Annotated in this window: 13 protein-coding genes; 2 read left to right on the top strand and 11 right to left on the bottom strand. The window is 39.0% G+C overall.

Annotation, left to right across the window (positions count from 1 at the left end):
* Positions 1-4 precede the first annotated feature (4 nt).
* The gene (locus tag LPB86_RS13980) at positions 5-1,627 is read right to left on the bottom strand and encodes a polysaccharide lyase (RefSeq protein WP_230644966.1); all 1,623 of its coding nucleotides are present in this window, start codon (positions 1,625-1,627) and stop codon (positions 5-7) included.
* A gap of 4 nt (positions 1,628-1,631) precedes the next feature.
* Positions 1,632-3,287, bottom strand: coding sequence for a polysaccharide lyase family 1 protein (locus LPB86_RS13975; RefSeq protein WP_230644965.1), 1,656 nt, complete (start codon positions 3,285-3,287; stop codon positions 1,632-1,634).
* Between the two features lie 759 nt (positions 3,288-4,046).
* Here LPB86_RS13975 and LPB86_RS13970 point away from each other — a divergent pair.
* Entirely contained in the window at positions 4,047-4,628 is a 582-nt protein-coding gene (locus LPB86_RS13970; RefSeq protein WP_230644963.1) for a TIGR00730 family Rossman fold protein, read from the top strand.
* Between the two features lie 104 nt (positions 4,629-4,732).
* Here LPB86_RS13970 and LPB86_RS13965 read toward each other — a convergent pair whose 3' ends face one another.
* The 7 genes from LPB86_RS13965 to LPB86_RS13935 form a co-directional block, all read right to left on the bottom strand.
* On the bottom strand, positions 4,733-6,586 hold the full coding sequence (locus LPB86_RS13965) for a RagB/SusD family nutrient uptake outer membrane protein (RefSeq protein ID WP_230644961.1): 1,854 nt from the start codon (positions 6,584-6,586) through the stop codon (positions 4,733-4,735).
* A 26-nt stretch (positions 6,587-6,612) separates the two neighbouring features.
* Entirely contained in the window at positions 6,613-9,672 is a 3,060-nt protein-coding gene (locus LPB86_RS13960; protein WP_230644959.1) for a TonB-dependent receptor, read from the bottom strand.
* 224 nt (positions 9,673-9,896) lie between these two features.
* Positions 9,897-10,877 (bottom strand): hypothetical protein, encoded by a 981-nt coding sequence (locus tag LPB86_RS13955; protein ID WP_230644957.1) that lies wholly within the window; start codon positions 10,875-10,877, stop codon positions 9,897-9,899.
* Between the two features lie 41 nt (positions 10,878-10,918).
* On the bottom strand, positions 10,919-12,838 hold the full coding sequence (locus tag LPB86_RS13950) for a RagB/SusD family nutrient uptake outer membrane protein (RefSeq protein ID WP_230644955.1): 1,920 nt from the start codon (positions 12,836-12,838) through the stop codon (positions 10,919-10,921).
* Complete coding sequence (locus LPB86_RS13945; RefSeq protein ID WP_230644953.1) at positions 12,825-15,998, bottom strand: SusC/RagA family TonB-linked outer membrane protein; 3,174 nt, start codon at positions 15,996-15,998, stop codon at positions 12,825-12,827. The genes LPB86_RS13950 and LPB86_RS13945 overlap by 14 nt, the downstream gene beginning before the upstream one ends.
* 39 nt (positions 15,999-16,037) lie before the next feature.
* Positions 16,038-16,709, bottom strand: a complete 672-nt coding sequence (locus LPB86_RS13940; RefSeq protein ID WP_230644951.1) for a DUF3826 domain-containing protein — start codon at positions 16,707-16,709, stop codon at positions 16,038-16,040.
* Between the two features lie 42 nt (positions 16,710-16,751).
* A complete protein-coding gene (locus LPB86_RS13935) occupies positions 16,752-18,365 on the bottom strand; it encodes a fucose isomerase (RefSeq protein ID WP_230644949.1) in 1,614 nt (537 codons plus the stop codon).
* Between the two features lie 240 nt (positions 18,366-18,605).
* On the opposite strand from LPB86_RS13935, the gene LPB86_RS13930 reads away from it, so the two are divergent.
* The gene (locus LPB86_RS13930; protein WP_230644947.1) at positions 18,606-19,478 is read left to right on the top strand and encodes an AraC family transcriptional regulator; all 873 of its coding nucleotides are present in this window, start codon (positions 18,606-18,608) and stop codon (positions 19,476-19,478) included.
* Between the two features lie 124 nt (positions 19,479-19,602).
* On the opposite strand, the gene LPB86_RS13925 is transcribed toward LPB86_RS13930, so the two are convergent.
* Positions 19,603-20,535 (bottom strand): dihydrodipicolinate synthase family protein, encoded by a 933-nt coding sequence (locus LPB86_RS13925; protein WP_230644945.1) that lies wholly within the window; start codon positions 20,533-20,535, stop codon positions 19,603-19,605.
* 62 nt (positions 20,536-20,597) lie between these two features.
* On the bottom strand, positions 20,598-22,166 hold the full coding sequence (locus LPB86_RS13920; protein ID WP_230644943.1) for a sodium:solute symporter: 1,569 nt from the start codon (positions 22,164-22,166) through the stop codon (positions 20,598-20,600).
* Positions 22,167-22,237: the final 71 nt, after the last annotated feature.

The following is a 22,237-nucleotide window of genomic DNA, read 5'->3' as shown; positions in this document are numbered from 1 at the left end:
AGGCTTAAATTTTTGAAGGTACGATGCTATTTAAATAGACTTCTATATTGGCATAGCCACTTTTGGTGATTTTTGCCGCATCACTTGCATCTTTGGGATTCAGGCCATTCTTAATTTCCCATGCATCAGGAATACCGTCGTTGTCTGAATCTACATAAGGTTTTCCATTGTATTCCGGGTAGCCGCCCACTTGTGCAATATCCGAAATAATGCCTTTTTTATAGGAATCATCTGGCAAACGGCGTTTTACATAATTCTGTTTTGCAGGCAGTTTACCATCCTCAACGTGTTCAATTTTCCCGGTTTTCACCTGGTTTACAATACGCTTATCAACCGCATCTCTTAAAGGCAAGCAAGCTCCGGCATTGGCAAGTACGTAATCGTAAGCCTTTTTTGTATCCATAACAGAAACTTTTGCCATTGGCAAAGGCTTATTTACACGAATAGAATCCAGCAGTTTTTGTTTATCGCGTTTACTTTCAGGCTGAACACCTCCATCCCAATTGTTTTTAGTTACCTTTTCATTTCCTTCTACAATGTTTCCGGTGATATATGCCTTACCAAATTCGTTCGTAAAACGTTTGTCTCTACCCGATTCTGGTTTTAAAATACGATAAGAGATTGGTTCACCTGCAGGCGTAATAGGACCTGGTTTGTAATAGTTATTGATGAAACTATAAAAGGAGGCATTATCACCACCATCAGCGCTTCGGTTCCACCAGTTAAAAATCACGTTATTTACAAAACCAAAGTCACCGTACATACCCACAGAAGGATTACGACTGATGTTGGACGCCCATAAATTACGCATAAACGTACTGTTTAAACCTCCAATGGTACTTCCGAAAGCGTGATTGTAGGTATCCAAAGCCTCAGAGAAAATAGAATTCTGAATGGTTACATTTACAGTAGGCAGTTTTACCGGTTTCGAGCCATCTTTTGGATCATACACATGCCTGTAAATAGACATGTTTTCATCCAATCCCCAGCTTGCAGAAACGTGGTCGATAATGATGTTACCAACCGGATTACCGCCAATGGCATCGTCACGTCTGGTTACATCGGTGGCGCCCCTGCGAAAACGCATGTAGCGGATCACTACATCATGGGTATTGATCCATACAGATTCTCCGGCAACACAAACGCCATCACCCGGAGCGGTTTGTCCGGCAATGGTAATGTATGGAGCCCTGATAATCAAAGGGGATTTTAAGCGGATAATTCCGGCGACATTAAATACTATGATGCGGGCACCGCCCTGCTCACATGCTTCACGCAAGGTACCTTTACCTTCATCTTCCAGGCTGGTTACCACAAATACTTTTCCACCACGACCGCCGTAACTGTATGCACCACCACCTTCAGCACCTGGAAAAGCCAGGAGTTTGGATTGCGGTAAATCTTCAGGCTTTGCAGCCCATGGAATAAAAGGCTTACCATTTTTAGCATCCCTATCTATAACATCTTTGACCTTTAAAAATTGAAGGTCTGAACGTTGCTTAATGCTTTCAAGTAAGGAGTCTGCCTTTTTTTCCATGGCCTCGGGTATCACGGGATACTGGGCATGGGCAGGCTTATTGATACCTAAAACGATAAGGGGTAAGGCTAAAAATGGTAATGCACGCATTATTTTATGGTTTTACGTTTTTAACTGGAACTATGCTGTTTAAATAAACTTCGATATTTGAATAACCACTTTTTGTGATTATAGCTGCATCAGATGCATCTTTAGGGTTCAAGCCATTTTTGCTTTCATAATCATCTGGCATACCATCATCATCTGAATCTTTGTAAGGTGTTCCTTTGTAAACAGGGTAACCACCAACTTGAGAAACATCTGTAATGATGCCCATTTTGTATGAATCTTTGGGTAAACGACGGTGCTCAAAATCCGGTTTATCAGATAATTTAACGTTTTTAGGGGTTACTATGATACCAGTTTTAACTTGTTCAATTACACGAGTATCTACAGGATCTCTTTTAGGTAAGGTTGCACCAGCATTTGCCAATACATATTTATGCGCATCCATCGTTGGTAAAATGGTCATCGGCGCCATAGGAAACGGTTTATCTACACGCATTGCCGCAAAATAAGGTTTAGCCTGCTCAAAAGTCATCAACTCACCTTTTTTATCTTCCAACTGTACTCCTCCGTTCCAGTTGTCTTTAGTTACCTGCTCATTGCCTTCAATGATATTCCCTGATACATGGGCTCTTCCAAACACAACATAAGCAAGTTTGCTCCTGCCAGATTCTGGTTTTAAAATCCTGTAACTGATTGGATCTTTTAAATTGGTTACTGGTCCTGGTTTGTAATAGTTGTTGATGATGTTATACAATGCAGTATAATCACCACCGTCTGTAGACCTGTTGTTCCAGTTGAAGATTACGTTATTGGCAAAGTTGAAAATTCCGTTCCATCCAATAGATGGGTTACGCGCACCGTTATCTGCCCAAAGGTTACGTACAAATGAGCAGTTTTCACCACCTAAAGTACTACCAAAAGCATGGTTCCAGGTATCTAAAGCTTCAGAAAAGATGGAGTTTTGGATGGTGATGTTAACAGTCGCCAGCTTAATTTCCGCTTTACCTGTACTGTCATTAAACATGTGACGGTACATCGACATGTTTTCATCCAGTCCCCAGCTCGCCGAAACGTGGTCGATCATGATGTTACCCACCGGATTTCCACCAATGGCATCATCTCTGCGACCAACAAAAGTCTCCCCCCTTCTAAATCTCATGTAACGTACAATTACGTCATGGGTATTTAGCCATACAGACTCACCTGCCACGCAAACACCATCACCAGGAGCTGTTTGCCCTTCTATGGTAATGTAAGGGGCACGGATAATCAATGGCGTTTTAATGCGGATGATTCCGGATACGTTAAAAACAACGATCCTTGCGCCACCTTGTTCGCAAGCATCACGTAGTGATCCGGGACCACTGTCATTTAAGTTTTTTACTACGATTACGCGACCGCCACGACCACCGAAGCTATAGGCACCACCACCTTCTGCACCAGGGAAAGCCAAAATTTCAGCTTGTGGAAGATCTGTCGGGCGACCTGCCCATGGAATGTATGGTTTTCCTTCTTTCTCCTCTTTTTGAATAGTAGGCAAGGCTTTTAACCAAGCCACATCAGACTGTTTGTATGCCTCAGCCATCATGTCATCAGATGCTTTTTTTACATCTGCAGGAATTTTAGGGTATTGGGCAAATGCGTGGTTGCCTGCGGTAAGCATGGAGGCTAAGAGAGCAATTTGCAAGAATCTATGTTTCATCTTTTTTATAAATGTTTTTTAATTGTGGAGAACCTTCTTAATGTTGACATCAGTAATGATAGACAAAATCAATGAGGGTTTCATGTTCATGTTGAATAAGTTAGTTTCCAAAAATTTGCATTGAGTTTTAAATCGCCGTTAAAAAATAGTGGTTGTTTACTAATGGGCTGCTGATAATCTTTGGCATTGTAGGTGAGTAATCTGGTTAGAATGTATGTAATTTCAAATATGCAACGTATTAAACTGTGTTTAATGTATAATTTTCACATGGTATTATAGGATATTACCTTAAGTGTCATAATCACACGTAAAGCGCATTTTGGTGTTAAGGATGTTACAGTGGCTGAATTAATCTTTCTTCAATCAAGCCTATATCCACCTTCTTCCACACGCCTTTTTAGCCTCCCGCAGAACTTCGTTCTTCTACTCCTATTATATGCTTCTAAAGGTAGCCGACACCTAGGAAAGTCCTACCATACCCATATGTAAGTAGTATTATTCATAACCTGTGATCGAACGATGATCGAACTGTGGCAAATAAATTGTTGTTCCCAGTCCTTGCGAGGCTCCACTACAGCTTCAATAGTTATCTTTCTTTTTACTATCATTCTATAAAGTTATAACATTTACAAAAAAAAGTACAACATTAAGTAAGCAGCGAGGACAGTTGTCTATGTTTTAAAGGGGCCAATCTATTCGGTAAAGCCATTTTTTCTAAATTTGCGGGAGATTGAATAATACTTTAGATATACGATACAGATGAAAAAGATCACAGTGTTTTGCGGCTCTAGTTTTGGAACAGAAATAGAATATGAAGAACAGGCGTATTTATTAGGTAAAACCTTAGCCGAAAGAAATATCGGATTGGTATATGGTGGAGCCAATGTTGGCTTAATGGGTGCCGTGGCAAATGGAGCGATTGAAAACCGTGGCGAAGTAATTGGTGTACTACCTCATTTTCTTCAAAACAAAGAAATTGCCCATACAGGGTTAACAGAACTGGTTCTCGTAGAAACTATGCATGAACGCAAGACAAAAATGAATGACCTTAGCGATGGTGTGATTGCACTGCCTGGTGGATTTGGAACTTTAGAAGAGTTTTTTGAAATGCTGACCTGGGCACAGCTTGGCCTGCACAAAAAACCAATTGCCATTTTAAATATCTACGGTTTTTATGATGAGCTGATTGCCATGATAGAAACGATGGTAAAAAAAGGCTTTCTGAAGCCAGTTAATCAAAGTATGTTGCTAATTAATAATGATATTAATGATTTGTTAGATCAAATGGCGAATTATGAAGCACCTGTTGTGGGTAAATGGATAGCCAAAGATGAGGTGTAACTACTACTAAACAACCCGGATCCGTAACAGTTGGGATTATTTAAAAAAAGTCCTTATCAACTGCAATTGATAAGGACTTAAACTTAGTATTTTTCTAACTAAAATTAATAACCATTGGTGCCGTACTCAGCAGCGTTGGTAATTGCATCCAGTTGAGATTGCGGTACAGGACGAACTTTATGTTTGCTGTCAATGAAGTTTGCACCTACAATTGGATTGGTGACAGACAAATAAGCTTTGGTTAGGTTATTAGTTCGCTTTAAATCATACCAGCGCCAATGTTCACCTGTCAATTCTCTGGCCCTTTCCTTCAAAATAAAATCTATATTCATTGCACCAGGTAAAACAACCATGGCACCCTCATTGGTAGATAAGGCCGCTCTTTTTCTAATAGTATTCACATATCCTGCTGCTTTAGTCTGGTCATTGTTGTATAGTAATGCGGCTTCAGCGGCCACTAAATAAATATCTCCTAATCTTATAATGGGAATATCACCTAACCAATATTGATTAGATTGATCGTACATTTTACTTGAGTATTTTTTCATTGCCGGATACATATTCGTATAGTTAATATCTGTGGCAGGAATGGTAGCCACAACTTTATAGTCGCCGGTTACAGGATCAAAAATATCACTTGGATCAGCCACTAACATCGGCATCTTTGATTTGGTGACTTCATCAATTGTCCAATTTGGTGTAAAGACTGCTAAACCAGCATCATTTGCCATGTTTTTTTCTTCTTCGAGCTGTTGGGTTCCAAAAAGACCAGTGTAGGCTGCCGTGGTTCCTAAAATTGTCTTTCCTACTACAGAAGCATCCTTTTTAAAAGTAGTCGCTAATGCCTGAGTAATCAATTTATCTGTGTTAGCATAAAACTTATAAGTAAATGTTTGTGCAAACCTTGTATCAGACGTAGTTGCACTTGGCTCAAACACACTGGTTAAAAGATATTTGCTTGGCTTAAACCATCTGGAATTACTTCTTCCATACAGAATACTTGTTTCACGGGTACCCCATTCAGCACCTCGACTCCCTAGATCTGGCAAATAATACTGACGCATACGTCCTCTATTATAGCCCTCAGGGTTCAATCCTGTAATATCTACCGCTTGTAAAAACAATGATTCTGTATTATTCTTATTATTTGCACCTTCCCATAATTTAGTAAAGCCCGATTTTTGCGCATCACTTAAATATAGCGAGCAATTGTAAAATGCTTGCCTATTAATCAATTCTTCAGCAGCGTCCAGAGCAAGTTTAGCATACTGCTCCTTTTCACCCAACCTCGTCCGCTGCAAATAAGCTTTCGCTATTAATGCGTAAGCCGCCTTTTTAGTAACCCTGCCTCTTAAAGTCTGGGTTACTGGTAAATTGTCACATGCGAACTTCAGATCAGAAAATATCAAGTCATAGAATTCCTTTTCTGTACTTCGCGTTGGAGCTGTATTCGGTCCGGATTCAACTGGTGAATTCGTTTGTAAAGTTACCCCGCCAAATTGCTCAACCAAATTAAAATTTGCATACGCACGAATAAAATATGCCTCAGCAACCTTAGCATTTACTTCTGCAGCAGAATTGTATCCCTTAACAGTTTTAGCAGCTTCAATTGCGGTATTACAATAATTTGAAATTGCGTACAAAGCGTTCCACAAAACCCTTACGGTTCCCGTGGAAGTATTTAGGCTGTTATCATACAATGACAATCCAATTTCATTACTACCTGTATTAACCCAGCTATCTGTTCCAGCCTCCGTTGGGCCGATAATATCCGACTTACCATGTAAAAAGTAAAGATCAGCATAGCAAGAATTAATCAAACCTTCATAACCAACTTTGTTACCATAAGCAGTTTCTACAGATTGTGTACTGGGATTATATTCTTTCAATTCGCAACCACTGGCCAACATTCCTAACATAAGAAAAAAGGTGCCAGATTTTATATATAAGTTTTTCATCCGTATAATTTATTTTTTTAACGTAATTAAAATGAAGCATTTAAACCGAATACGATTTGTTTATAAAGCGGAAATGAGTCTGTACCACCAGTTTCCGGATCCACATTTCTAAGCATTTTACTTTTAGCAAAAATAAAAGGATTATACGCCGTTCCATATACTCTAAACCTTGATAAGCCTATTTTTTGACCAAATGCTTTTGGTATGCTATAACCTAATGTTATATTTTTTATCTTAAAATACGACCCATCAACAATTGATAATGCCGACATTACCGTAGTATTAATACCTGGTGCCGTTTGGTGTGGTTGGGGAAAATCATTGGTTGGATTATTAGGGGTCCAATAATTGTACGATGATGGCTGTGCTACCCTATTGTAATAGCCCAAAATAGGGGCATCAATCATTTGTCCATACCTTGCCAGCGCATAAATAGTAAGGTCTATATTTTTATACACAAATGTATTTTGTAGGCCCATAGTCCAAACTGGATTTTTTTGTCCTACTAACATTCTGTCATTTGCAGAATAGGTGTGTACACCATTGTCAGATACCCCATTTACATCCCTAGGTACGGTTGCTATCCTAATGTCACCAGGTCTTGCTCCATATTTAGCAGCCTCAACTTCTTCTCCTAACTGCCATATACCAAGTTTTTTATAACCATAAATGTTAAATAACGGTTGTCCCAAAAATAATCCTTCGGAGATGAGCTCAGTTGGCGTTAATGAATTGCCTAAATTAATATTTACCAATTTCTCCTTGTATTTTGTATATGTAAAGGCAGAATTCCATTGAAAATTAGAATTTTCAATGTTTTTTGTATTTATTGATAATTCTAATCCTTTGTTATCTGTAGAAGCAATATTAGAATAAATGAGGTATGGATTTTTAGCATCGTATCCACCGGATGTAAAAGGTAACTTTCTACTGTACAATACCCCTTTTGTTTGGGTATGATACCAGTCTGCATTCAGTTCAATCCTATTAGTAAAAAACGATGCATCTATACCAATATTAGTTGTGTGAGCCTTTTCCCAGGTCAATTCAGGATTAGCCAAAGTCTGCTTCAACACATAATTTGGAAGGATACCTGCCCCACCAAGTGTGATTTGTGTCCCCGTTTTTGTCACTACTTCTGTTGTACGGGCATTAGCCGGTATGCCCGCTGTACCTGCAATACCCCATCCAGCCCTCAATTTTAAATTGCCTAACCAGGATTTGGTTTCCTTCATAAAATCCTCTTCGCTTATTACCCATGCGGCTGCAAAAGACGGAAATGTAGACCATTTTTTTACCAGTTGGGAAACACCGTCACGCCTTACGGATCCAGTTAATAAATATTTACTTTTATAGTTGTAATTCAGACGGCCGGCGAATGATAACCTTGATCCATCTTCGTAGGTTGACCCAACGCCCGTTATAGTTTTTGCACCACCCATATTGTAGTAGAGATATTCATCATAATCGATACCATTTCCACTTACAAAAGAAGTTTCAGCTTTATTTTTCGCCATAGAGGTAATCCCTGTTAGCGTAAACTTATGATCTTGGTTTACTGTGAAATTGTAGTTAATAATATTTTCCCATACTAGCGACTGGTTTAAACCGGTGGTATATGTTGCTTCTTTAAACGGTGTAGTTCCTGTTGCCGTAGCGATGTTAAAAGAGCGCTCGTTCGCAAATTTTCCATTTCTTGAAGAACTGAAAACTGCACCAAAGTTAGAGCGTATGGACAGGTCTTTAATTGGGTTAAGTTCCACGTAAGGGTTAGCTGTCAAATAAAAGTTTTTACTGTTGTTAACAAAAACACCGGGGGCTAAATTTGCCAAGGGACTTACAGTGGAAGTTCCTGCTACAGGATAAAGGTTAATTGAGCCATCTTCCAAATAAGGAAGGCCTACAGGAGCTAAACTATAAGCCTGATTGATTCTACTATTTGTTGCATCACTATTTGATAAGTTTATATTAGTTTGGACACCCGCTTTAAGAAATTTGTTAAAGCGAATATCAACTCCCGCTCTGCCATTATAGGCCTGATTTTTATCAAATTTATAAATGCCTTTCTCACCTATATAACCGAAAGACAAAAATGCCTGAACCTTATCCGAACCACCTCGTAAAGATAAATGATGGTTTTCTTGTGTACCGGTGCTTAGACTTTCGTCTACCCAATCCACCCAATGCCCTGCATCAATAGCATCCCTTACCTGGGCACTTAGACCAAGATCAAGAAGACTATTAGGAAGCTTTCCATTATTATCTGCTGCGAACCGATCGTTCAAGTAAGAAATCCACTGATCACTCATAAGAGGTTTGGGAAAGGTAGCAAATCCATTTACGCCATAATAACTATTCACGTCAATGGTCACTTTACCCGCAATGCCTTTTTTAGTGGTGATCATAATCACTCCATTGCCTCCAGCGGCCCCATAAATTGCAGTGGAAGAAGCATCTTTAAGCACATCAATACTTTCGATGTCATTTGGATTGATGTTATCAATGCTTCCAGCAGGCACGCCATCAATTACATACAATGGTGACTGGCTTGCTAGAAATGATCTGTTTCCACGCAACAAAACTGCAGGATTTGATCCGGCCTGTCCGCTGCCTCTTTGGATATCTAAACCAGCAACTCTTCCTTGCAAGGCTTCCATAGCATTACTTACAGGACTTCTGACAATGTCATCAGCCTTTACGCTAGTCACCGATCCTGTTAAGTCACGCTTTTTAACACTGCCATAACCAATTACAACAACTTCATCAAGCGATTTATCTTCCGCAACTAGAGCAACGTTTAGTGTAGCCTTACCTTCAATATTGATCATTCTCCTCGTAAAGCCTATGTAAGAGAATACCAAAATATCAACGGCAGGATCTGCCTGAATAACATAAATACCCTCCGCATTAGTACTTACATTACTTGGCTTACCTTTAATACTCACATTAACACCGGGAATCGGTCCCCCATACGGACCATCGGTAACTTTACCTGTGATTTTTTTAATCTGGGCATATGATGATGCACAGAAAATTAGGGATAAAAGGAAAATGCCTTTTATCGTTCGTAAAAGTTTAGAATTCATACTTGTTTATTTGGTTGTTATTGTTGAGATAGCGAGTTACGGACAGTACAATAATGTCAAATAGATTTGACTTATGACTGCAAAAGAATTGATGAGCTTGAATTTAAGTTTTCGATATTATTTAGTGGTTTAAAAAATCCCGTTGCCATAGATATCGATGAATTTGGCAACGGGATTGGAATATAATAATCGGCACTAAAACCTTGTCATTTAAATCCTAACACCTAATTCTGTACCTTAACACTTACGTTAATGTAAGGTTTTCTATCATAATCTGTTGTTACCGCATTTATCAGCATCATTCCATACTTTCCTTCTGGGGTAAGGAAAAAGATAGCATTACCAGCCGCCAATCCGGCAGCAAAAGTAGTTGAGGCAGTTGCTGTAAGATTAATTGTCCGTGCCCTTGCCAGCGTACCGATTGTTGAACTGGAAACTGCAGTATAAACAAAAATATTAGATTGGGACGTTACTGGGGTGCTGAATAGTGTCGCCCTTTTCGGAATCCATGCACTTATATCATAAATGTTGGCGAAAGGACTAGTAGGTGTACTAATTGAATAAAGATTGTAAATATAAGGATTAGTTATAGCATCTGAATTTGTATTTGGTCGTCTCCAGATACCAAAATCTATGTTAGAAGCATTTGCTGCACCATTTGTATAGCTGTAGGTAGTTCCATCTCTAAGGGAGAAGAATGAGGGTAATACCTTCGCAACTGTATCTGGCAAATAAATATTTTTATTTGCAATAATAGTATAACTCGGATTTTGTTCGATTGTCACTTTCTTGTATCCATCACCAATAAAAGTTCCTTTCTTGTTCAATGCACAAATACGATAGCTCGTTTTTCCATCTCGACTCATAGTAAATTTTATAATATCAGAGTAACTTCTACGCCTGTTATTGTCTGAGATTACAACAGTGGTACGTTCATAAGTACCATTCTGCGCTGCTCCAGCAGACTTTTCAACAATAATAGAATACATATCTTCAGAAGCTGAATTTATTGTGTAATCGATCCATACTTCTTCGCCATCATTTACCAATTTATAATCGGTAACACATCTTGGATCACTATTATTATATGTCACGGTGACGTCGTCAAACATCGTAAAAATATTTTCCGTATCCTTTTTGCAAGAGGAAAAAGATAATATGCATATTGCGCCAAAGAGCAATTTTTGAAAATTTTTATTTTTCATTTCTTAATATTTTAAATGATATAATTTCAATTATTTCTATTTTAATCAAGTGGGTCAAAAGTACCGCCAGCCCAACCTATTGTTGGAGCTATATTGATCCCATTGTTTACGAAATCATTATGAAAAGTATAAAAATTATGAAATGTAGGCACGTTATATGGTAAATAGTTTGGATCGGTATATTCGAAGTTGATAAAATACCTTTGGTAGGTTGTCTTATCGTTTATATTAAGAGTCTCTCTAAACATAACACCGTTTGTAACTGCTTCTAGAACAGCCTTATCTCCTTGATTAGAAGTACTAACAAAAGGACGCACTAATCTAATTTCCAATTTAGTCATAGGCTCATTTAAAGTATACATTAGACGAGATCTTCTCAAATCAGAATTACGTTTACCTTCAAAAGCAAATTCTACCATTCTTTCATTCAGAATTAGATCTCTCATCGTAGCAACATCTCCTGCAACACCTAGTCCATAGTCATTAGTACCAACTCCCTGAACTATGCCTGCCCTTACTCTGATTTGTCTAACCATATCTTTCGCAATTGATATATTTCCTAGTGGAGCCTCATTTTCGCAGTCCGCATAATTTAACATTATTTCGGCAAGTCTTAACTCAATCCAATCCATACCGCTTCCGCCCAGATTATTACTATACCTAACATTACCAGAAGCCAAACCAGGAGTACTGAAACGTTTACAGTATACACCATTGCCGGTTGTCTCTGCTAAAGCAGCATTATAAGTCCATTGCTTTCTAGTTGTATTACCGCTTAAAGGCCAGCTACTTCCATTATAAGCTATGGTAGCCTCAAATCTAGGATCTCTATTTTGCCAAAACATTACTGCATCATATGGATATTGAGCAGTTGCGTTTGTGATTTTATTACCATCTCTTGTTGTATAGGCATTAAGCAATTTCGTAGTAGCTAAATAATAAGGGTTAGCACTTCCACCCTCCGAAGCCGGTCTCACGCGATATTCCCCATCATGTCCTCTAGAACTAATGCTGTTAGAGTAAGTTCTTACCAAAATTGCTTCTGTGTTTGCTGTTCCTTCAGTGCGAAAAATATCTGCATAATTAGTCATCAATCGTTTTCCTGCCGCAATACACATGTCATAGGCAAGTTTATTCGCAGCTAAAGCAGTATTCCATCTTTCTGGATCATAAGGATGTCTCGGATCATTTCGTGGGTTAAATTGTGGGCTTGCATAATAAAACAATACTTTTGCTTTTAAACAAGTCGCAATAAGTTTGGTCATTTTACCCCTTCCACTATCATCTGTCGGAGTAAATCCATCAAGCATTGCTATAGCGTTATCTAAATCGCTAATAATCGAATTAATGCACTCTCTTGCGCTTTTTCTACCATCTGTGTAAATTGACTCTGGTGTTTGAGGTACCAATATTAATGGAACACCGCCATATACTTTAACCATTTCGAAATAAACCATTGCTCTCAAAGCATAATATTGCCCTAATAAGGTACGTTGCGTTGCTTGAGGCATTGTTCCCAAGGGAATATTGGTTATAGCATCGTTACATCTAGCAATATCCCAGTATTTATTACTTCCTGCATTACCATTATAGGTATTACCTGTATACCTCACATCATCATTTCCTAGTGACCCCTGCATGCCCAAAGCAGCCCTTGCATTCGCATCTGCACTGGGAAAATAATTTTCATCACTAGCTGCATGTACTCCATATCTATCCGGAGCTAATTGTAACGGAAAGGCTGGAATAACTACATCATAGACTCTATTTAAATGTAATTGAACAGACCCTTCAGAATTCCAAATTGCTGCATCAATACCACCAGTGTCAGGTAGTTCAAAAAATTTATCATCATTAACTTTGCATGAAAGCAAAGCGATAGTCGCAACCAAAAGCATTAAATACTTGCCTAAGGCTCTTTTATTTTGTGTTATCATTACTTTAGAATTATAGATTAACATTTAAACCTAATGAGATAGTTCTTAAGATGGGATAATCATATGCACTTGATGTATACGGATCCTTATATTTAAGAGGATTCACCAATGTCCAAAGATTATTTCCTGTAAGCATTATTCTAGCTCCTCCTAATCCAAGTTTTGTAGTCAGGAAAGTAGGTGCCTTATAGCTCAAAGTCATTGAATTGATACGTATTGTAGTTCCATCCACAGCCCAGAAGTCTGAATTTCTAGTCAATGATGGATCATCAAACCTAGGAAATTTACCATCCATTGGATTTTCAGGAGTCCAACGATCATTCCAAATAGACAGAATATTTCTTGTAGCAGAAGGTGCTATTCTAGCTCTGCTATCATAAAATACTTTACCACCAAATCTAGCATTGATATTTGTATTTAGAGCAAAGGCCTTATATGTTAAATTCAAAGAAATACCGGAAGAAAAGAAAGAATTGGTCGTATTATATAATGGTTTCATATCATAATCATTTATGATTCCATCTTCATTTGTATCTTCGTAATATAACCATCCCGGTTGTGGAACACGATCATACACTCTATAATTAGGATATTTTGCCAACCACTGATCTACCTCCCCTTGTGTTCTAAACATACCGATTGTTCTCAATCCGATGTTATTTGAGTTATAGTAGTTTGGATCCGTTCCAAATGACGTTAGCCAATCTGGAGCAACGTTGTTGATTAAACTACCAGGCGCATATATAGTTCTATCCACAATTGAACTGCCGTAAGCAAAGTTAATACTTGTACTCAGATTCAGGTCGGTCGCAAGTTTTGCTTTATAACCAATACTAAATTCAGATCCCCAATTGTAAAGCTGTCTATAATTGACAACTGGTGCCGCAAAACCTGCATATAAAGGATATAATTGATTGGCACCCAAATCAAATTGGTTATAAGTATAATTTTGGAAAACCTCTACGCTAAAATCTAATTTACTATTAAACATTGACGACTCTAAGCCAACATTGATTGTCCTCTTTTTTTCCCAAGTAATGTCTGGGTTGGCTAAGCGCGATCGGTTTAAGCTATTTTGATTAGAACTACCGTAAAGATATCCATTTGTAACATCAATTAGAAACCTATCTTGCCATAATCTTTGGCTAACTCTATCGTCTCCCGTTACACCAACATTTACTTTTAATTTTAAAAAGTTTACAAAACTCAACCAATTAGTTTCTTTGAAAAATTTCTCCTGGCTGGCTACCCAACCTAAACCAACGCTTGGCGCCACTCCCCACCTATTACCTGACGCAAAATTAGATGATGCATCGACACGAGTGATTACCTCTAATAGATATTTTTTATCGAAATCATAATTTATACGACCAAAAAAGGATCTTTTTGACGTTGCAACTTTACTAAATTCTTGACGAGCCAATGATGTTGCATCGAAAGCCCAATATTCCTCACCACCCGGAATTAATTGATTTGTATAACGAACGGCAACGGTTTCACCATTTGATTCACTCTGCTCAGCACCCGCTAGTAAACCGAAAGAGTGCTTATCAATTTGTTTAGCGTACTGAAGTGTTAAGAACCCTTGATAGCTGTTATTATCAGACAAGCTAGGAGTGACACTTGCATTTTGTGCGGTTCTTGCATCAAACATAACCGGAGCTCCCGTTGTAGGATTAAGTTGTAACTGTTCTGAATATAACTGACCATTACTTCCTGTCCTTAAGAAATTATATGTTGAATATGGAGGTTGATATAGTCGGCTATTAGTTGAACCACTACTTTGAGATACTTGCAGCTTAGCTGTAAAACCTTTTAAAAATGTCGGTTGATAACTCAAACTTCCATTTACTCGATAACCTTTAGATTGCCGTCTGTCATAGTATCCTGACTCTAAAATCGCTTGTGGGTTTACGGCAGCCCCATTGTTAAAATTCACATTTTTACCGTCAATCGAAATTGGAACCCATCTTGGAACACTTACAATTTGTTCAAAAAAAGCTGCATCATTATCAGTCTGGTTATGCTGGGCATTCCTGATATTCCAATCCACATTGAAATTTACGTCTGCAGTCAAACCATTGGCAATATTCGCAACAACGCCACTTCTAAAAGCATACTTATCAAATTTCAATCCCGCATAATTAGCATTTTCACTTTGATAGCTTCCTCCAGCAAAAAAAGTAATTTTTTCTGTACCACCTGATATCCCAAGATTGTGTCTTTGCGTCGTCGCAGATTGCCACACCTCGTCGTACCAACTTTTATAATTCAGATTTTTGATATAATCCAAATCCGCTGGTAGGAATAAGCTAGAAAATGGAGCACTTTGAGCTCGGTAAGTCTCATTTAAAAGAACGGCATGGTCATAACCACTTAACATATCAGGTGTTTTAGCTGCGTCTGAAACACCCAAATAACCATTATAAGTAATACTAGGTTTGCCAAGCTTACCTTTTTTTGTAGTTACCAAGACTACACCTTTAGCACCTGAAGCCCCATAGATTGCGGCTGAAGCATCCTTCAAAAATGTTAGATTTTCAATCATTGACGCATCAATATTGTCAAATGCTTCTCGAGTAACAGTGATACCATCAACAACATAAAGAGGTTCGGCTGTAGTCTCAACTTGAGTAGAAGCCGTACTACTTGCGGTGGAATTCCTTATATTTAATGTAATAGGAGCTCCCGGTCGGCCAGAAACCTGACTAACTCCCACACCAGCAATTTTATTTCTCATCGCTCCAGCCAAATTTGTAGCCGGAATATCTTGAAGCTCTGCACCCGTAATCGTAGCAACAGAACCCAGAATCTCAGATCTCTTTTTCGTACCGTAACCTACAGAAACGATGTCTACCTGCGTTAGCGTCTGGTTATCCGAAGCAAGTTTTACATCTACCGTTGCTCTTCCAGCTAAAGTAATCGTTTGTCTAACAAATCCGATGTAGGAAAATACCAATACATCAACTGCAGGGTCAGCTTGAATCACATAAACCCCTTGTGCATTTGTACTGACATTACTAGGTTTACCTTTAATGCTGACATTCACTCCCGGTATTGGGCCACCATCACCACCATCTGTAACCTTTCCTGTGATTTTCTTTTGCTGGGCATACGCCGATGCGCAACAAAAAATGGATAAAAGGACGATGCCTTTAACTTTTCGTAAAAGTTTTGAATTCATACTGATTATTTGGTTAATAATTAATTTATTAAGTCCGATTTATTTATTCTGTGCTGAAGCTTTTCTTCTTTTCTCCCACTCTATACCTTCTTTTTTTAGGTCATAGCCTTCGGCAGATAAAAAGTTATTGATTTTACCTTTGTATTTTCCAAACCAGGCATGTTTCTTATCTGAAGATTCAGCATCAATAGCATGCTCACGGGCCTCAACTAACCAGGTATAGATTTGTTTCTTTTGAGCTTCTGTTAAGTTCAAAAGTTCATCCTGATAAGCTTGATAAGTATTAGGCATTACATTATAAGTCATACCATTTTTTACTTGCTCAATTTGCTCATCGCTCAATTGTTTAGAGAGTTTAGCCAAATACTTTTTGTGCAGTTTGTTCAGTTTCTTGTCAACTTCAACATTCTGCTCTTTCAATGCATTTTCAATGGCTACTTTATCACCTTCGTTTTTTGATTTAATTTCTTTGATGTTGGCATTGCGTTCATCATAGATGTCATTAAGGTTACTGTATTGGTCTCTGATGATCACAGTCACCTTAGCTGCCTTAACAGTATCTGCAAGATCCATTTTGGCTACTATTTTCCCAGCACGCTCAGTAATTACCTTTACGTATGCTTCACGATCTTCTTTTGGGCTTGTGTTTTTTTGTGCAAATGAAACTGCCTGGCAGCAGCATAAAAACAATACGATGCAATATCTTTTCATAGGTATATGATTTGGTTAGTTAAATTTAAGTATTTTATTTGATTAGTTTACCTCTCCGCAGAAATGGACTTTGAGGCCAAGTTCATTTAAGGCAGCTGCCTTAATACGGCACGCTTCATGTGCACCTGCTTCTGTATCTGTATACACAACTTGTATGTGATTGGCTTTATGTCTCGCCATCATTTGATCGCGCGTAATGCCTTTAAGTACCACGTGCATAATTGGCCATTCAGGCGTTGTTTCATTCCAACGTCTTTCTGTTTCTTCGGCCGGCAATGCTACAACTTCAGCAACGCCAAGATCACAATGCAATTCATTATAGATAACATATACCCTGCTCCAAACAATGAAACCTGGTTTGCTAATGCCTTTAAGTGTACCTCCACCTAAACGGAAATACATCGGCGGCTGCCTTTCACTGCTTGCTCCTGCATAACCATCAATAAAGTGGGCCGCAGGTGCTGCACCTGATATCAATAGCAACCATACAAAGTCATCTATACTTTGACCTTTATAATGTTCACCCCATCTAATGTCGTGCAATGTGTTTTCTCCCGCAAAACCAAGCGATCTCCAAAGATTATAGGTCACCAATCCATCTAAACCTGCGCATTCATCAACTTCGTTAAAATGCGGCAAAGCTTCTTGCGCATACAACTCTACTCCTGTTTCTGAAAATACCGGTGGTCTGTCCTGATTATTCAATAGTCCTTCTACAAGGTCACTTGCTACCGTAAGGTCTTTTAAGCCTTGCTGATATTGAATCCCGATGGTATCACAGCTAAATTCAGCAGCTATGCGAACGGCAGCAATGTACATTTTACATTGATCTAAGGTCTGTGCCCTGGTCAATTCTGTTTCCGGTTGAGAACCCCAGTTAAAATGAACGCCTTTATCCAACATCCATTGCAGCACTTTTTCTGCTTCTTCATCTTTAACCCTGGTCATACCAGCATAAAGTGCCGACTGACTAAGGCGTTCTTTAAAGAAACCTGTTTTATGTAAAAGTTCATCGGGCACAATGGCATTATACATTCCCATGCAACCTTCATCAAAAACACCCATGATTACTTTTTTATCACGCAGCTCTTTTGCGAAGCTGATTCCTTTTTCTGCATCAGCAGAAGGAATAAGGGAAAGATCAAAAGGCCTTACATGCGATTGGTCATGTCCAATGGTTCCAGATTCCAGCCACTGCTCCAATCCTCTAATAAAAAAGTCGTCGTTAAAATTTTCAGTCCATAAAGTACTGTAGGTAACGTTTGCCTTGGTAAGACAACCGTTTAGGTTGAGCATACCTACCAGTCCTGGCCATTGACCGCTCCAGTTTGCTAATGTTAAGATTGGGCCACGATGTGTGGTTAAACCAGCAAGTACATGATGCGAATATTGCCAAACACTTTCTGCCACGATAAGTGGCTGCTCAGGATCTATATTTCTAAAGATATCCATTCCCATTCGCTGGGAATCAATAAAACCATGTTTCTTAACAGAATCGTAAGGATGTGCACGTTTTACAGTCCAGCCCAGGTTGGCCAATGCAGCAGTTAACTGGCTTTCCATTTGCTCCTGTGCAGCCCAGCAACTTTGATTAGCTGATAAACGCAAATCACCGCTGGAGACCAATAAAATTTCTTTGTTTACCCTTTTTTCCATATTTATCAGATACAATTACTTTTCTACCAGAAAAGCATCGCTGGTTTATATCTTGGTTGGTACCATTCAGGCACGTACAAAACTCCACATTCGGCATTACTATTTTATCATAATTTTTACCAAATTAATATAGGATATTATCATAAATCACTATACCTTTGAAGCCCGCCATATTGCCGAACTTTTAAATGTAAAACACTTGAAAACCAAGCTGAAGCGAAAAAACAGCAACACACACCCATGAAACCTCATTTCCACAAAGTACCTATTACGCTGCAAAGCTCTTTCAGCATTCGGCATGACATTAAGCCTGATTTTGGAAACATCTGGCATTACCACCCTGAACTTGAACTCCACTATATCATTAAAGGTGAAGGTGTTCGTTTCATAGGAGACAACATCAGCAACTTTGTTCCTGATGAAATGATCTTATTGGGCCAAAATGTTCCACATACCTGGCGCTGTAAGGAAGAATACTTTCAGGGAAATCCTGATTTAAATATCGAGGCTATGGTGATCCATTTTTTACCGGATTGTCTTGGTGATTACCTTTTAAATCTTCCCGAAGCCTACCTCCTGCCCAAACTTTTTGAAAAAGCAAAAAGTGGTATGCTCATCACAGGAAAAGCAAAAAGCAAATTGGCCAAACTCATGAAATCGGCAGTAGAAGCCACCAATCTTGACCGCATTATTATCCTGCTGTCGATATTAAAGGCACTGGCTGAGACTGATGAATACGAGACCATCGTAAATGGAAAGAACGCCTTTTACCAGTCTAATGAGTCAGAAACCTTGCGGATAAACAAAATCTGGAATTACACTTCAGCGAATTACAAAAAAGACATTAGCCTGGAGGAAATTGCTTCCTTAAGCAACCTCAGCGTTACCTCTTTCTGTCGTTACTTTAAATTAATGACTAAAAAAACGTACTACGACTTTTTAATTGAAATCAGGGTAAGTCATGCCTGCCGCTTTTTAATTGAAAACAAACTACCTACAGAGATGATTTGCTTTGATTGTGGCTTCAACAACGTATCCAATTTCTACCGCCATTTTAAAAAGGTTACTGGATTGACGCCTTTAAACTACAAAAGAAAATACCTGAATGAGTAATTTTTCTTGCCGCCATCTTGAACGGGCATAGCGAGGAGAGATCTATCTATCGCATAATAGATCTCTCAATCGTGCCTCATTTCGAGATGACGAGCCCCCTCATTTCAAAATGACAGGCAATGCATTACAAGAATAAACGGATATTTAAATCGTCTTTAAGCAAGGTATAATCTGCAAAAAGCGTCTCTATTTCCTTAACAATAGAAGTGGTAAATGTACCCACATCCCTGCGCGTAAAAGTGGAGATGTTCAATCCCCTTCGCTGCAAAAAGTATTTGGAAACTACCGGATACACATTGTGCATCACATCCATGTTGTCAATCAGGAACTGTTGTACCCTTTGCACTTCATCCGCCAGTGCCTCGTCATTATAGTTCTGGCACAGCCAGGTGATGAGCTCCGGAAAATAATTGCCCTGAATGCAAGATAATCCTGCCGACCCAGCCTTTAAAGAAGCCACAGCATGTCCCATATAGGCATCATACAGGCCAAATTTATGTCCCTGGGTAACACTTAGCTTCGCTTTAATATCATCAAGGTCCAGGCAGGTATCTTTGTGGTAAATTACCCGCTCTGTATCTACAAATGACTTTAACTGCGCGGCATTTAAAACACGCTTATAGGGCACGGGACATTCATAAAAGCCCAGCGGAATTTTTTCTGTCTGATCCAGCAAATCGAATACGCGTCCATCAAAAACCTCGTCACTTTCATTTTCTGCAGCCAGCAAGCTGGTAATTACAATTACCGCCTCGGTACCAAGGTCATTTACCCTTTTTACAAAATCGGCTTGTTTTCCTATTGCGCCGCCAAAAGTTCCTGTAGCAACCACGGGTACCGTACCATTGGTTATTTTGATGACATGCCTAATGGCCTGCAGCCTTTCTTCATCGCTCAATTCAAACATTTCGCTTGACAAGCAATTGGCAAATAATCCGGAGGCGCCAGCCTGTAAATAAACCTCAGTAAGCTGAGTTAGTGCATCATAGTCGATATTTCCGTTCGCAGAAAAAGGCGTGAGCATTACCGGGATGAACCCTTTAGATGAGTTTTCCATTTCTAATTTTCTATAAGTTTCTTAAATATTTTGAATTTTCTGGCTTAAGCCTCAACAGTGCTTCAATCTGCCGATTTTAAATTTTTGTTTTTGAGTTTTGTTAAAAGGATTCCCACCAAAAATATACTGAGTGTACCTACTACTATGATCATATTTTTATGCAGCGGACTACGTAAAAATGCATAAGTATCTGAAATGTGGGGAGAAAAAGTCATCCATAAAATCACCACAATCCCAACCATTGTGGCCAGCAAGGCTTCGTGATTTTTTGTTTGCCGGCTTACAATGCCGAGTAAAAAGAGCCCCAGCATTCCTGCTGCAAAAATCCCTGACAATTCCCACCATACATCTAGTATACTCTTTACCCCAATCATGGCAATCCCCGCTCCCATTCCCAATAAGCCAAAACCTACGGTAGAGAGGTGCAGCAAAAACAAGTTTTCTTTATCAGTGATCTCAGGTTTAAAGTATCTCTTATAAATGTCAACCGTAAAAACAGTTGCGGAAGAATTCATTCCAGAACTAATGGTGCTCATTGCTGCCGAAAGTATGGCCGAAACAATTAAGCCAACCAATCCTACCGGTATTTTGGTCACCATAAAATGAGGCATAATCTTATCGCCGTAATCGGTAGGCAACAGCGAGTTTTCCATACTCAGCACTTGTGCTGCCGAGGCATTTAAAGGTAAGCGCTCCAGGGCTACCTGGTGTTTAATCACAGCAACCAGTTCAGGATGCACATCGTAATACGCATACAGGCATGATCCTATAATAAAAAACATCAATGAAGCCGGGACGTATAACCATACACACAACCAAATGGATTTGGATGCCGCTTTAGAAGAAGAGGCCGTATGGTAACGCTGGATATAATTCTGGTCCATCCCAAAATTGTTAAGGTTGATGAAAAAACCATATAACAATACCACCCAGAAAGAAGAACCTACAAAATCAGGAGAGAAAGAACCTAAACTAAACTTGTGGTCGGCTTTTCCAATCTCCATAATTTTAGGTACGCCTCCGGGCATATTTGTGATAATAAGATACAATATCAGCACGGCACCAAAAGTTTTTACTACTGCCTGCACTACTTCTGTCCAGATTACCGCTTCTATTCCGCCCGACACCGTGTATATAATGATACATATCCCCATTATAATCATAATCATAGACATAGAATAGCCTGTAAGTGCCTGTAAGCTTAGCGCAATACCGAAAAAAATAGAGCCCATTCTGGCCAGTTGGGTCAGTAAAAAACAGACTACGGCATAAGTTCTGGCCCATGAACCAAACCTGTTTTCTAAATGAGTATAGGCAGAAATTTCACCTGTACCCCTGTAAAAAGGAACAAAGTATTTTGAGGCTACCCAGGCGGCAAGTGGCATAGAGATGCTAAACACAAAAGCATTCCAGTTTCCGCCAAAAGCTTTACCAGGAACGCCCAGAAAGGTATTGCTGCTTAGGAAAGTGGCGTAAATAGACATCCCGATTGCCCAACCCGGAATCCGGCCTGATGCTTTAGTAAACTGTTCCGAGTTCTTGTTTTTGCGGGAAAAATAAATCCCAACCAAAATCATCCCAATAAGGTAAACGACTATAATAGCTAAATCAAAAATGGGAAGACCCTTCATTTGGTTATCGGATGGATTATAAATTGGTTAAAACAAATATCATGGCGTAGACACCTATATTAATATAATAT

It is taken from the genome of Pedobacter sp. MC2016-14, assembly GCF_020991475.1.
Classification (GTDB): domain Bacteria; phylum Bacteroidota; class Bacteroidia; order Sphingobacteriales; family Sphingobacteriaceae; genus Pedobacter.
The sequence above is the reverse complement of the archived record's forward strand: the minus strand, read 5'-3'. Positions and strand labels throughout refer to the sequence as shown.